Genomic DNA, 14,218 nt, shown 5'->3' on the forward strand with positions numbered 1-14,218 from the left:
GCTTACGCACCTCTTTCGACTGGTTTACCAAGGTAGAGGAAACCATCTTTCTGCTGCATTTCATAACCATCGAGTGGTTTCGTCGGAGGCGTTCCTGGAACGTTGACGCCATCCTTCGTGTACCGACCGAAGTGACATGGGCAATAGAATTGCTCCGGGTGCGTCGGATCTGAACCGAAGCTGACTTGGCAACCTAAGTGTTTACAAATTGGTGAGAGGGCTAGAATTTCTCCCTTATCATCTTTGAACACCCAAGCTGACAACGTTTCTTCGAACTCATACCATGCATCTTGCGTTTGTTTCTTGAAGTCGACCCGTTTTGGTTCTGTCGTGATATCCGACAACTTCATTACTTTTACTTTATCGCCTGCTCCTGATTTCTTCAGGACTGGATCAACTGCGAAGTTGACCATCGGCATGACCATCGTCGCCGCCATGAAACCGCCGACGCCTGTCAATGTATACGTCAAGAACTGACGACGTGTTACGTTAGACCCGTTTTGAGCCATCTCGATCCCCCCTTGTGATGTACGCTGTGCCCCAAGACGACAGTACTTCACACAAATTTCTCACATGGTAATAGTATCTTAATAAAATCATTGCGTCAACCGCTTCATAGCGCGGTCCAACGGTTTCCTAACTGTTCGAGAACTTGTCCAACAAAATTCCCGACCATCTGACCTTGTTGGTCACGACTCATCGTCTCAAGAGCTAGACGTGGCACGTAGATAATCTCTTCAGCAGCAGTCTCCTTCCACCTTAAATCAGCGGTGATGAAGGTGATGAAACGGAATTGCCCGGAAGCAGCCGCTTGACGCCATCCTTCCAACTGTTCGATCGACGGTGCATCGATGTAGGTCAGAGCCGGAACGAGCAACGCCCGTCCGGATAGCTGGCGTTCAACTTCGGACGCCACCGTCAATGTCATGTCTGCGCATTCCGCGTAAGCATGCATCGCCTCATCGAAACCGACCGGAAGCAAAGGCACGATCAGCGTATCGATGTACGCTTGCTCGCTTCGTGTCCGCTGTACGTCGGATGGTTTGAAACGCAAGTCATTTCCCCCTTTCTTCGTACTTACAATTCGTCACATTTAATGTATCATATCCGCATTTCCTCCTACTCTCTTAATGTGAACGTTTTATGAAATTCCACTCTATTTTTCTTCATATTTTGCACAAATCTTCACATACGAAAGGACCCTATCGCCTGCACTGGGCAATAGAGTCCTTCTGTTAAGGAAGTTGACTTCGAACGAGCCGTAACTGTTCGGAAAGGGAGTGGAACCGATGTTGATCGCGTGCATCTAGCGCTTCATCAATCAAGCGGACTAACCGTTCTTCTTCCTGCCGATTGACCGTGACCGCGATGAAATGTGTCGCTTCATCCGCTAAACGCGGTTCAACAGCAACTTCTGGGCGAAACGGATTTTCTTCTAGTAAAGACAAATACTCGTCATCCATCATCATACCTTGGAAGTTCAACTCGATATAGATATCTTCCGAGGTCAGGCGGATGTCATGATACGCTTTTTCTGGATCTAACGTCGTGACATCCCCTTTTTTGAAGAGAAACGGTTCTGCATCGAATCCGTATGTCGTCATGATGATTGCCTTCGGTGCGAAGGTCGCATTTTGGACGAAGTGTACTTGCTCGAGTTTTGCCTCATTACGCAGCCAATAATCGATGATCCATTTCGCTTCCCGTCGCTTTAACGTGTAATAGGTCAAGATGCGGCGTAAGAATCGCTGCTTTCTCTCTATCATCTCAATCCTACTCCCTTCTCCCGTGAAGTCATCCATCCATTCGTTCAACATAGTCGACGAGTTCGTTATCTTCTGGTGTCAACTGGGCAGCGCGACGGAGGAGACGTTGCCCCTCTTCACGCCGTCCTTCCTCGACGAGTGCAAATCCATACTCTTTCAAGAAGAGCGCATCTTCCGTGAATGCACCTTCGACTATCGCATAATTCTCCATCGCTTGTGTGTATTCCTCTAAGGCATACAAAGCGCGTGCCCGGTACCATGTCAGAATCGGAGCCGTGACGTGTTCTTCGATGGCAGAGATCGTCTCGATCATCGCTTCGTGGTCCTCGTCTTCAGCTAGTAACGAAAGCAAACGTTCCGCTGCGACGATTGATTCCGGATTCAAGGCAAGTGCTTCACGCAACGCTTGGACGCTTCCTGCGCGATCACCGAGTTTTAGAAGGAACAAGGCTTCCATCGTCCGCAACTCATCATTATAATCGTCGCGCTCCATTCCTTGTTTGATGACGTTCAGCGCTTCTTTCGTCAAACCAAGTTCGGCTTGGCTTTCCGCATATGGTACGTACGCCGACGTATAGTCTGGATCCTGTGCAATCAATTGCTGGAATGTCTCGACCGCTTTTTGATGTTGACCAACACGGTGAGCCGTCATCGCAAGACCAAACAGCGTATGCAGGTCGGAGCGTTCTGCGACAGCACGTTCGTACAGTGGAATCGCATCTTCAAATTGTCCTGTCATCGCGAGCGATTCCGCATAAAGGGCATCGAGAGGCAATTCAGCACGTAACTCTGGACGCTCCGCAATTTCAGCGAATAACGGTACCGCCTGATCAAACGCGCCGAGCGTCATGTAGAGCTCAGCCAAACCGTATGCAAGTAACGGTTCGTCCGGCGCAAGATTACGTGCTTCCTTCAGCTTCGCTAACGCTACTTCGTCAAGACCTTGCGACTGATAAAGGTCCGCAAGTAAAACAAGAGACCGGGGACCATATTCCATGTCCGACGTATCAACCTGCTCGAGGACCGAGATCGCTTCTTCTTCGCGATCCAAATCGATATAACATTCTGCAAGTAACAAGGCAACTCCCGCGTTACCCGCATATTCAACGTAAAGTGGTGCCAAGAGATCGACCGCCCGGTCAGACAATCCGAGTTCGATATAGAGATCGGCAACGGCGAGGCGGTCCTCATCCGTCCCTGTCTTTTCGAGTTTTTCTAATGCTGCTAACGCTTCTGAGGTGTGACCATGTTCTAATTCTTCGATGATGCCATTCAATAGTTGTTCATTCAAGGCAAACGCCCCACTTTCTGTCATCCGCCTATTGCTTACTCAGATTGGTCGGATTGAAGTTTCTTTAAATCATCATAGAACGTTGGATAGCTGACTTCAACTACTTCGCGTCCATGAACCATAATTTCCGGATTGATCGTCGCTGCGATCGTTAACATCATCGCGAGCCGGTGATCACCTGCACTGTCGACTTCCGCTGCTTGCAAAGATGTCGGTCCTTCGATGATCATGCCGTCATCCGTCGCCTCGATGTTCGCCCCAAGACGCTGTAATGCCGTCACGACCGTCTCGATCCGGTCCGTTTCCTTGACACGAAGCTCTTCCGCATCGCGAATGATCGTTCGTCCTTCCGCTTGCGTCGCAAGTAAAGCGAGTAACGGGATCTCATCAATCAAGGATGGAATCTGATCCCCTTCGACGGTGATTGCTTGTAACGATGTCGTCTCGACGGTCACATCTGCCGTCTCCTCTCCACCGTCTTCTGAGCGATGATTGATTTCGACACTTGCACCCATCTGTCGTAACGTCTGTAAAAAACCGATCCGTGTCGGATTCATCAAGACGTGGGTCGTCGTGATGCGACTATCCTGACCGATTGCTGCTGCCGTCCACCAAAACGCTGCTGACGATGGATCCCCTGGAATGTCCAGTGACGTCGCGTGTAAGCGTACAGGACCCTGTACACGAATGTGCCGACCATCCTCGCGTTCATCGATTGTTACGTCAACGCCGAACTGTGGCAGCATCCGTTCTGTATGATCGCGTGACAGGACCGGCTCAATGACAGTCGTCTCACCCGTCGCATGCAGACCTGCGAGCAACATGGCACTTTTCACTTGCGCACTTGCAACTGGCAATGTATACGTCGTTCCGACAAGCGGCGTTCCTGTGATATGAAGTGGTGCCGTCTCACCTGTGATGTTCGCTCCAAATAAGGCAAGCGGTTCCGTGATCCGTTTCATCGGACGTCTGCGCAAGGAAGCATCGCCATCGAGCGCATAAGCCGCTTGACCGCCTGCTAGGATACCGCTCAAGAGACGAATCGTCGTCCCCGAGTTTCCGCAATCGATCGTCGCTTCTTGGAACGTATCCGTTCCGGTGATCCGAATTTCCTCTGGTGTTCGATCGATCTGCGCACCAAGCGCCTGCATCGCTTCTAGTGAAGCGAGACAATCAGCTCCTTCAAGCGCATTTCTGACACGTGTTGTTCCCTCGGCAATTCCACCGAACAGGAAAGCACGGTGCGTCATTGATTTATCGCCTGGTACTTGTACAGTTCCTCTTAAGCCCATTCTAAACACCTCACTGTTTGATTGAATGCTTGGCGCAATCGTTCTTCGCTCATCGCTTCTAAAATGAAGCGTCCTTCTTTTTCAAGGACGAATCGAATCGTTGCTTGGTGGTTCTTCTTGTCGCGACGCATCAGTTCGAGATAGGTCTCAAACGATTGTCGATCTGGCAATTCCGTTCCGAGACGGTGGAGCAATTGCCCGAGCTGCTTCGCCTGTCCGTCATTTCCTTCCAAGAACTTGACGAAGACGAGTCCGATCCCTACGGCCTCGCCATGCGACAGACCCAGACTCGCATATTCAACGGCATGACCGAATGTATGTCCATAATTCAAGAAGGCACGCATCCCTTGCTCCGTCTCATCTTGTTCGACGATATCCCGTTTCACATTAATCCCTCGTGCGAGCCAGTCTTCTAAATCGAGTCCTTTAACAGTATCCAGCGAAACATTGAGTAACGAATCCGCAAATGATGGTCGCGAAAGGAACCCATGCTTGACTAACTCAAAGAAGCCACTTCTCCATTCCCGGTCTGGTAATGTCTGAAGGAGCGTTAAATCATACACGACACCACTCGGCTGATAAAATGCACCGACTAAGTTTTTACCAAGGGAGAGGTTGAGACCAACCTTTCCACCAACACTTGAATCATGCGCTAACAGTGTCGTCGGAATTTGAATGAACGGGATGCCGCGCAAAAAGGTTGCCGCGACGAATCCCGCTAAATCCCCAATCATACCACCACCGAACGCAAGGATAAGGCTACGGCGTGTCATCCCATACCGAATTCCTTCTTCAAGTAGAGCGCCGTATACGGCAAGCGACTTACTGTTCTCCCCAGGCGCAACGGTGCTGATGTGAACATCGATCGATGGTGATACATCCGCTAACGCAGCCTGCAATCGATTCATTTGCAAATGATGTACCGTTTCATCCGTGATGACCCAGATGCGGTCCGCCTTGTTTAGCGCTGAAAGATGCGATAACCGGGCTAATGCCCCATTTCCGACAAATACGGGATATGACGTTTTCAACCGGATATCAAATTCGATCAAAACGTCCGAACCTCCTCTTTATAAGCAGCGACGGCAGCCTGAAGACGATCGAGTGTCGATGTCCCGAACATTTCAAGGATAGCAACCGCAATCTCAAACGCGACGACGGCTTCTAGGACAACCGATGCGGCTGGAACGGCACAGGCATCACTTCGCTCGATTTGAGCCGTGAATGCTTCCTTCGTCTCGATATCGACTGATTGCAGTGGACGATAGAGTGTCGGAATCGGCTTCATCGCGATTTGGACGCGAATCGGCATGCCTGTCGACATCCCACCTTCGATTCCACCTAGATGATTCGTCCGCCGATGATATCCGGATGCATCATGAACGATTTCATCTTGGACGGTACTTCCCTTGCGACGACCAAGTTCATACCCGTCACCAAAACCGACTGATTTCATCGCGTTGACACTGATGACAGCTTGTGCAATCCGGCTGTCGAGCTTTAGATCGTTTTGGGTGAAGGACCCGACGCCAGGCATCATGCCCGTCACGACGACTTCGATTTCACCGCCGAGTGTATCCCCTTCTTTTTTAGCCGCATCGATTTCCTCCATCATCCGTTGTCCAGCCATCTCATCTGCACAACGAACGGGTGAAGCATCAATCGTTTCCTGATGTTCGACGGGATCCTTCCACGGTGCATCGATTCCACCAATCGACCGTACGTGCGAGAACACTTCAATTCCGAGTTCATTCAGTAATTGTTTAGCGAAGGCACCGACCGCTACACGTGCTGCTGTCTCACGAGCGGAAGAACGTTCTAGCACATCGCGTAAGTCGCGATGACCGTACTTCAATCCACCAACGAGATCCGCATGTCCGGGACGTGGACGCGTCAACGTTCGCGGGCGCTCCAACTGTTCTTCGAGCGGTTCTGCTTGCATGACTTGTGTCCAGTGCGTATGATCCTTATTCTCGATGAACAAACTGATCGGTGATCCCGTCGTGTACCCGTGACGAATCCCGCCACGTGCATCGATTTGATCTTGTTCGATTTGCATCCGTCGTCCGCGTCCGTATCCCCCTTGGCGACGTGTCATTTCACGCTGGATGGCTTCAAAATCAATCGTGAGTCCTGCCGGCATCCCATCGATGATGACGGTCAACCCTTTTCCGTGTGATTCTCCTGCTGTCATGTAACGCATTCGCTTCATCCCTTCCTGTTCAACCGATTTTTTCGTAAAAGAAGCTCTGTTTCATCTTTAATCCAAACCGTTCGGGTTGGAAAATTTGTTCCGTTCCACCAACGAATAGGATTCCGCCTGGCTTTAAGGCCTCGACGAACGAACGATAGACGTGTGCTTTTGCTTCTTCTGTAAAATAAATTAGTACGTTGCGGCAGATGATTAAATCAAACCCCGTATCGTACCGGTCTCCTAACAGATTATGTTTACTGAAACGAACGAGTCGTTTGATTTCCGGAACGACTTCGAACGTTTGCTCTTGCTCGATGAAGTATTGCTTTTTACGCGCTTCGACGACTTCATTCAATGCAGAAGCTCCGTATCGACCAAGCTTGGCTTTTTCAAGGACGAGTTCATCCAAATCTGTTGCTTGAATCGTAAAGGCGGACGGATCGAGCCGTTCACTTAAAATCATCGCGAGGGAGTACGGTTCTTCTCCGGTCGAACAAGCTGCGCTCCACGTCCGGATTCGTCCATGTGCTCGCGACTCTAGGATCGGTAAGATATCTTGTTCCAATTGTTGCCAACGAATCGGATTACGGAAAAATTCACTGACATTGATCGTCATCCGATCTAAAAATTCGTCGTATAACGATGTGTCCTTATCCATTGCCTGCATATAAGAAGCAAATGTACTGTATCCTTTTTTATCACGTAACGCCGTCAATCGCCGTTTCATCTGTGCTTCTTTATACTGACCGAGATCAATCCCTGATTTGGTCTTGAATCGTTGAATAAAAAGTTCATAATCTTGCAATTGGCACACCTCACTCACTCTCGATATCGAATGGTCATCTCCATGACCGGTTCAACTTATTTTCTATAGTAGCATAAAGCTATAGGCATTCCAAAAAGCAATTAGACAATTGGGTCATTCCGTTTTACAAGAACACGACAAAAGGGATTCGATCAAATCGAATCCCCTCCCCGTTGTCTTTCCATTCATTTATTACGCGTTGACTGGCTGTCCTTGAAACCAGAGGGAAAGCTCACGCTCCGCACTCTCGACACTATCTGAACCATGGATGACGTTTTCACTCATCGTGTTCGCGAAATCACCACGAATCGTTCCAGGTGCTGCTTCAAGTGGTTTTGTTTTCCCGATCATCAAACGAGAAACAGCGACGACGTCTGCACCCTCGACACGAAGTGCAACGACAGGACCCGATGTGAGGAAAGTGACCAACTCTCCAAAGAACGGTTTTTCCGCATGCTCTTCGTAATGTGCTTTTGCGAGCTCTTCTGTGACGTTCATCATTTTCATTTCACGAATGATGAATCCTTTGCGTTCGATCCGTCCAATGATTTCCCCAATCAATCCACGTTCTACGCCATCCGGTTTGACCATCAAAAATGTCTGTTCCATCTCTAGTTCCCCCTATGAAATGCTTTTAGAAAAGCGCTTACATAGTCAGTTTACTGGCTTTTGAGAAGAACAGCAAGAAATTTTTGACAATCTTCATCCTTTTCGTTTTCCAACGTAGCGTGCGACTTCTTCAAGTGAACGCTTAGCTGAGGATTTAGGTAAGGGTTCAAGACGTTTGATGGCACGGTGGATATAATGATCGACTGTTTGTTGCGTTCGTTCAAGAGCTCCTGAAGTTTGAAGAAACGATAATAAGGGTGCGACTTCTTCATGTGTTGGCATACTCTCAATTTTTGAAAGACGTTCATAAAAGACAGCATCTTCTGCACCATAAAAGACAGGTAACGTTTTGTGTCCATGACGCAAATCCTCTGCTACTGGCTTACCAAGTTCTGTGCGATTCGCGGTGAAATCAAGTAAATCGTCAGCAATTTGAAAAGCGAGTCCGATATCTCGTCCAAACAACCGTAACGCTTTCGTATCGGCTGCAGAACAGTTCGCAACAATTGCACCCAGGTGGCAACTCGCTTCGATGAGAATGGCGGTTTTTCGTTCAATCCGTTTGATGTAGCGCTTAATCGACTGTTCCCAATCATATTGGTCGTAGATTTGTTCAATCTCACCTTCACAAATTTCACGCATCGTATGGACCATCACTTGGACAAGTTCCGGCTTTCCGACTTCACCGATCAACCGAATCGCCTCTCCAAACAAATAATTCCCGGAATACAATGCTACTTCTTCATCGAAATATTGCATGACGGTCGGTTTTCCTCGTCGTAGTTCCGCATCATCAATGACATCGTCATGAACAAGTGACGCCATATGGACAAGTTCAAGACTTGCCGCCACACGAATCAGCTCATCCCGATCTGCCTCACCGAATTTAGACGCTAACAATACGAATGCCGGTCGAATCCGTTTTCCACCAGCCTTCAACAGTTGCTTTCCAGCCGCATCGATCGTTGGTTCCTCAGAAGCGATATGACTGATCAGAAAACGATCGACTAAATTAACTTCCTTCGTGACATCACGGTATATGGAATGCAGTGACATCTCACCACTTCTTCCCAAGGTGCATCGCAGCAGCCCCACCCGCGAATGCTTTGACTTCCACTTGCATGAAGCCTGCCTGTTCGAAGAGTTGTTTCAGTTCGACGCGGTCGAGGAACACTTCCGTCGATTCTTGTAGCCAGTTGTATTGATCGTATGATTTCGCAAGCAATCGCCCGACCTGAGGCATGATTTTCCCGAAGTACAATGAATATGCTTCGCGGAAAAGTGGCGCAGTCGGTTGACTCGTCTCGAGACAGACGACCGTTCCACCTGGTTTTAAGACACGATGCATCTCTTTGATGACTTGTAGATAATCCGGTACGTTGCGTAGACCAAAACCAATCGTCACATAATCGAACGAGTTATCACCGAACGGTAGATCCATCGCATTTCCGTGAATCAATTCGATGTTTTTCATATCGAGCGCTTCTACCTTCTCGACGCCGACTCTCAGCATGTTTTCTGAAAAATCAAGTCCTTTGATGACCCCTGTCGGACCGGCTGCTTTCGCCAGTTGAATCGTCCAGTCCGCTGTCCCACAGCAAAGATCGAGACATTTAGCGCCTGGGAAGACTTGCATCCGGCGCATCGTCTCGCGTCTCCATAGTTTATGCAGTCGGAAGCTGATGACTGAATTCATTTGATCATAGTTCGTTGATATCGATTGAAACACTTCATATACTTTTTTTTCTTTATCTTTTGCCTGCACACCGCTCACCCTTTCCAAGATCTTATGCTACCGCCATCTGCTCGAGATGCGATAACAGTAATTTCTGTGCGACCAGATCCAATTGTTCTGCCTGTTGTTGAATGATCTGTCGCCCCTGTCGTGTCAGCCATTCTCGTTTCGTGATTGCCGCGAGTCCTTGCATTAATCCGAACTCTGCTGTCAACCATAAGAGAACCCGTTCTTCCGTCGATGCATAATTCATTTCGTGAAGGGCACACTTTGCCTCGTTGACCCGTTGAATTGTCCGTCCGAGTGAAACGAGAACCTCTTTTGGTAACCCAGCTAGCTGTTCGAAAAAGTAGCTCGAGAATAAATCCCCCGCTAATACAAGCAACTGTCGCTCCTTCGAACCGCGTAGCGTTTCATTGACACGCTCATGCAGACGTAGCGCTACTTGTGCGAAATGTATCGCTTTGACGAGTGCTTCCGTATCCAGCGTGTCATGTTGAGCGACATCAATCAACCAACTGATCTGTTCACGATCGATGGAAGGGAAATCCACATGTCGAGCCAATCGTGTCGTTTGTTTAGTGGTGAGTGCAGTGATGATTTCATCCACGCGCAGCTCATGTTGTTCCATGCTTTTACCCCCCGATCTCCAGTGCCATCTCGTTGATGGACGTTCTTCTTTTTTAATATACCATAATCGGCGGGCTTTCACGCTTCTGAATGTCCACAAAAAAGCCGCCCGAGAAAATCTCGGGCGACTATGTAGCCGGATTACTTCACAGCATCTTTCAATGCTTTACCTGGTTTGAAGGCAGGTACTTTGCTTGCTGGAATCTCGATATCTTCTTTTGTACGTGGGTTGCGACCTTTACGGGCTGCACGCTCACGGACTTCGAAGTTACCAAATCCAATCAATTGGACTTTCTCTCCAGACTGAAGTGTCTCAGTGATCGATTCGAATGTTGATTCAACAACTTTCGTCACGTCTTTTTTTGTAAGACCTGATTTTTCGACAACTGCTTGAATGAGTTCAGTTTTGTTCATTACTTTCACCCCCTCCCAATCACTTCTTCGAGGGTAATCATACCCCATAAACGTTGCTATTACAACATTTTCGTGTAAATAACGTTCAATTTTCAGATTCTTCGCTCGATTCCTCTGAAAACACAGGTTCGCCTTTTTCGTTTATCGTGTAGCTTTGAGAATAGGCAGGAACAAAAGGTTGATCTTCATAGAGCAAATACCGAATATCCTGACCGACTTTCGGCTTTTTCTTCGCAGTTTGAACAGCTTTCTTCAACTCAGGTAAATAGTTGATGAAGAGGCGTCCTTGACCATCGACATAGATCGACAACTTTTCATCTGAATACGGACTTGGGACGGTCGGTTCTTTTTTGATGAATAGTTTTTTATAGTCAAGCGTAAACTGGTTTTTTCCGAACGATCCTTTAAACGGATACTTTTCGTTCTTCTTCCGATACGCATCAATCCGGACTTGGAGCTTCTGTAACTCTTCTGCAACAAGTAAGTCCATCAACTTAACAGTCGGTTTCGTATCGACATCAACTAACAAGTAGATGAATGTTCCGCCACCTTCAAAACTGTTTGATGGTGGATCACTCATATAACGCGGAATGAGCCGCCCTAATTCGATTTGATAACGCTCCATGAGCGGAGTATCTGCTTCCATCGTCTTGATTGGCAAAACACCCGTGTCTTTTTGATACGCATCGACAGCATCCTGTACGGTACGTAACTGTTGCGGATACGGTACGCGGTTCGACGGTTTCTGACTGTCTGGAAACAGACAACCCGATAACAACGTCACCGGAATGAGCATGAGGATGACGAACCACTTCTTCATGCGCTTGGCCCCGCCATGACGATGAACACCATGATGATCGACGCAACGATGAAACATACGAATGCCAAAGTCGATACGAGAACCTGCCATATCCCTTTCAACTTCGTCCGACTGACTGTGACCAGCAAGACACTGATCGCAAAGAGTCCAATGCCAGCGAACGAGATCCACATTTTTATTAATCCTGGACTCAAGGTTTCCACCCCACTCCGTTAATCTTTCGTCGTGAAGAGATGCTCGATCTCATTTTTCTGTGGTCGTTGCATCAACTTTTTGACTTCTTCTTCCGGTGTATGACCGTCAAAGAGAACATGGTAGAGGGCAGAAGTGATTGGGAGTTCACACTGTTTCGTCTCCGCCAAATCATATGCCGCTTGGGTTGCACGAACACCTTCGACGACCATTCCCATGTTTTCTAGCACCGTCTCTAACTTTTCACCGCGACCGATGGCATTCCCCGCACGCCAATTTCGACTATGAACCGATGTACAAGTAACAATCAAGTCACCCATTCCCGTCAATCCAGTGAACGTCATTGGGTTAGCTCCAAGCATCGTACCGAGACGGGCGATTTCAACCATTCCACGCGTAATCAATGCTGCTTTGGCATTGTCCCCGTAACCGAGACCATCCGTCATACCTGCGGCAAGCGCAATGATATTTTTGAGCGCCCCACCAAGTTCAGCTCCAATGATATCCGCATTTAGATAGACGCGGAAGTTTTCATTCGTAAACAGCTCCTGTACACGACCAGCCTCTTCTAAATCATCCGATGCAATGGTCACTGTCGTTGGTTTACGTAACGCGACCTCTTCGGCATGCGAAGGACCCGTCAAGACACAAACCGCCTTGCGTTTCGCAGGATCGACCTCTTCTTCGATTAATTCTGACAACCGAAGATGGGTCTTTGGCTCAATTCCTTTTGATGCATGAATCAGAACGACTGGTTCCGTCAACAAGTCATTCAATTGTCGGGAAACCGAACGAATCGCAGAGGACGGTGTGACAATCAAGATATGTGTTGCACCTTCAACCGCCACTTTAAGATCCGTCGTCGCCTTCAATGATTGTGGTAACATAACCCCCGGCAAAAATTGCGCATTTTCATGATGTTCATTGATGCGGTCGACGTTTGTTTGTTCACGACCGTAAAGCATGACTTCCTGATCATTATCGGCTAGAACGAGCGAGAGCGCTGTTCCCCAGCTTCCCGCTCCGATGACAGCGATTTTGGTCATACTGACTCACCTCATTATTGTTTTTGACGAGCTAAAATCCGGATTGGTGTACCTGTAAAATCAAATGCTTCCCGAATCCGATTCTCAAGATATCGTTTATAAGAGAAGTGCAGCAATTCTGGATCATTGACGAACAAGACGAACGTTGGCGGACGTGACGCGACTTGAGTCGCATAGTTGATCCGAAGACGAACCCCTTTATCCGTCGGCGCCGGGTTCATCGCAACAGCGTCAACGATGACATCGTTCAAGACGCTTGTCTGAATCCGTTGCGCATGACTGTGCGCTGCTTGTTGAATGACTGGTAACAACGTCTGCAAACGACGTTTAGTTTTCGCTGAGACGAAGACGATTGGTGCGTAGTCAAGGAAACGGAATTCTTCCCGAATCTCTTCTTGCATCTTTTTCATCGTCTTATCATCTTTTTCGACAGCATCCCATTTATTGACGACAATGATGACCGCGCGACCTGCTTCGTGCGCATATCCCGCCACTTTTTTATCTTGCTCGATGATGCCTTCTTCGCCATCAAGCACGACACAGACGACGTCTGCCCGTTCGATTGCTTTTTGAGCACGCATGACGCTGAAACGTTCTGTTGATTCATAGACTTTCCCGCGTTTTCGCATCCCTGCCGTATCGATGATGACGTATTCTTGCTCATCTCGCGTAAACGGTGTATCGATTGCATCGCGTGTCGTACCGGCGATGTTTGAGACGATGACGCGTTCTTCACCGAGAATCGAGTTCGTCATACTTGATTTCCCGACGTTCGGACGACCAATCAAGGCAAACTTGATCGTGCTTTCGTCATATTCTAATTCTTCTTTATCTGGTGCCAGTTCAAGGACACGGTCGAGTAAGTCACCTAGACCAAGACCATGCGTACCAGAAATCGGGAACAAGTCTCCGAATCCAAGGGAGTAAAATTCATACATTAAATCACGCATTTCAAAGTTATCGACTTTGTTGACAGCTACGACGACTGGTTTGTTCGAACGGAACAACATGTTCGCGACTTCCTCATCCGCTGCTGTGATTCCTTCGCGTCCGTTCACCATGAAAATGATGACATCCGCTTCATCAATGGCGAGCTCCGCCTGATGACGCATCATTTGAAGTAGGGGCTCATCCCCGACTTCGATTCCACCTGTATCAATCAAATGAAAATGACGATTCAGCCATTCTCCAGTTCCGTAAATACGGTCGCGGGTAACGCCTGGCTTGTCTTCTACGATTGAAACCCGATCTCCAATCACCCGGTTAAAAATCGTCGACTTTCCGATATTTGGGCGACCTACGATCGCCACGACTGGAATTGCCATCCCAACACCTTCTTTCTCTTCTCTCGCTTCATAGCCGTTCTATTGTATCAAATCAAACTGTCATATACCATAACAAACCGCATATAAAAAGCGGACACG

At 48.2% G+C, this 14,218-nt stretch carries 17 protein-coding genes; all 17 read right to left on the reverse strand.

The annotated features are described in order from the left end of the window. Nucleotides 1-2: 2 nt before the first annotated feature. Nucleotides 3-509, reverse strand: a complete 507-nt coding sequence (locus tag ESP131_RS12290; protein WP_023468631.1) for a ubiquinol-cytochrome c reductase iron-sulfur subunit — start codon at nucleotides 507-509, stop codon at nucleotides 3-5. Between the two features lie 104 nt (nucleotides 510-613). Then, a complete protein-coding gene (locus ESP131_RS12295; protein WP_023468632.1) occupies nucleotides 614-1,054 on the reverse strand; it encodes a DUF2487 family protein in 441 nt (146 codons plus the stop codon). Between the two features lie 181 nt (nucleotides 1,055-1,235). Continuing rightward, nucleotides 1,236-1,766, reverse strand: coding sequence for a ReoY family proteolytic degradation factor (locus tag ESP131_RS12300; RefSeq protein ID WP_029342003.1), 531 nt, complete (start codon nucleotides 1,764-1,766; stop codon nucleotides 1,236-1,238). Nucleotides 1,767-1,794: 28 nt separating this feature from the next. Then, a complete protein-coding gene (locus ESP131_RS12305; protein WP_231925633.1) occupies nucleotides 1,795-3,081 on the reverse strand; it encodes a tetratricopeptide repeat protein in 1,287 nt (428 codons plus the stop codon). 11 nt (nucleotides 3,082-3,092) lie between these two features. After that, nucleotides 3,093-4,349 carry a 3-phosphoshikimate 1-carboxyvinyltransferase gene (gene aroA / locus ESP131_RS12310; protein WP_069940827.1) on the reverse strand — a complete coding sequence of 419 codons (1,257 nt, stop codon included), beginning with the start codon at nucleotides 4,347-4,349 and terminating at the stop codon, nucleotides 3,093-3,095. Further along, nucleotides 4,340-5,401, reverse strand: a complete 1,062-nt coding sequence (aroB, locus tag ESP131_RS12315; RefSeq protein WP_029342006.1) for a 3-dehydroquinate synthase — start codon at nucleotides 5,399-5,401, stop codon at nucleotides 4,340-4,342. Before aroB ends, aroA begins: the two co-directional genes overlap by 10 nt. Continuing rightward, nucleotides 5,398-6,552, reverse strand: coding sequence for a chorismate synthase (aroC, locus tag ESP131_RS12320; RefSeq protein WP_029342007.1), 1,155 nt, complete (start codon nucleotides 6,550-6,552; stop codon nucleotides 5,398-5,400). Before aroC ends, aroB begins: the two co-directional genes overlap by 4 nt. A 19-nt stretch (nucleotides 6,553-6,571) precedes the next feature. Further along, nucleotides 6,572-7,348 carry a CheR family methyltransferase gene (locus tag ESP131_RS12325; RefSeq protein WP_029342008.1) on the reverse strand — a complete coding sequence of 259 codons (777 nt, stop codon included), beginning with the start codon at nucleotides 7,346-7,348 and terminating at the stop codon, nucleotides 6,572-6,574. A 192-nt stretch (nucleotides 7,349-7,540) separates the two neighbouring features. Continuing rightward, complete coding sequence (gene ndk, locus ESP131_RS12330; protein WP_029342009.1) at nucleotides 7,541-7,957, reverse strand: nucleoside-diphosphate kinase; 417 nt, start codon at nucleotides 7,955-7,957, stop codon at nucleotides 7,541-7,543. 93 nt (nucleotides 7,958-8,050) lie between these two features. After that, nucleotides 8,051-9,013 (reverse strand): polyprenyl synthetase family protein, encoded by a 963-nt coding sequence (locus tag ESP131_RS12335; protein ID WP_023468640.1) that lies wholly within the window; start codon nucleotides 9,011-9,013, stop codon nucleotides 8,051-8,053. A gap of 1 nt (nucleotide 9,014) precedes the next feature. Beyond that, nucleotides 9,015-9,722: a demethylmenaquinone methyltransferase gene (locus ESP131_RS12340; RefSeq protein ID WP_029342010.1), complete on the reverse strand. Its 708-nt coding sequence runs from the start codon at nucleotides 9,720-9,722 to the stop codon at nucleotides 9,015-9,017. A 22-nt stretch (nucleotides 9,723-9,744) separates the two neighbouring features. Beyond that, entirely contained in the window at nucleotides 9,745-10,323 is a 579-nt protein-coding gene (locus ESP131_RS12345) for a heptaprenyl diphosphate synthase component 1 (RefSeq protein ID WP_029342011.1), read from the reverse strand. A 140-nt stretch (nucleotides 10,324-10,463) separates the two neighbouring features. Beyond that, nucleotides 10,464-10,736 carry an HU family DNA-binding protein gene (locus tag ESP131_RS12350; RefSeq protein ID WP_012370671.1) on the reverse strand — a complete coding sequence of 91 codons (273 nt, stop codon included), beginning with the start codon at nucleotides 10,734-10,736 and terminating at the stop codon, nucleotides 10,464-10,466. Between the two features lie 85 nt (nucleotides 10,737-10,821). After that, nucleotides 10,822-11,556, reverse strand: a complete 735-nt coding sequence (locus ESP131_RS12355; RefSeq protein WP_029342012.1) for a hypothetical protein — start codon at nucleotides 11,554-11,556, stop codon at nucleotides 10,822-10,824. Beyond that, nucleotides 11,553-11,729 carry a DUF2768 domain-containing protein gene (locus ESP131_RS16560; RefSeq protein WP_034786022.1) on the reverse strand — a complete coding sequence of 59 codons (177 nt, stop codon included), beginning with the start codon at nucleotides 11,727-11,729 and terminating at the stop codon, nucleotides 11,553-11,555. Before ESP131_RS16560 ends, ESP131_RS12355 begins: the two co-directional genes overlap by 4 nt. A gap of 39 nt (nucleotides 11,730-11,768) precedes the next feature. Continuing rightward, nucleotides 11,769-12,794, reverse strand: coding sequence for an NAD(P)H-dependent glycerol-3-phosphate dehydrogenase (locus tag ESP131_RS12360; protein WP_029342013.1), 1,026 nt, complete (start codon nucleotides 12,792-12,794; stop codon nucleotides 11,769-11,771). 14 nt (nucleotides 12,795-12,808) lie between these two features. Next, nucleotides 12,809-14,119 (reverse strand): ribosome biogenesis GTPase Der, encoded by a 1,311-nt coding sequence (gene der, locus ESP131_RS12365; protein ID WP_029342014.1) that lies wholly within the window; start codon nucleotides 14,117-14,119, stop codon nucleotides 12,809-12,811. Nucleotides 14,120-14,218 lie beyond the last annotated feature (99 nt).

The sequence above is a fragment of the Exiguobacterium sp. U13-1 genome (genome assembly GCF_001750115.1).
GTDB lineage: Bacteria > Bacillota > Bacilli > Exiguobacteriales > Exiguobacteriaceae > Exiguobacterium_A > Exiguobacterium_A acetylicum.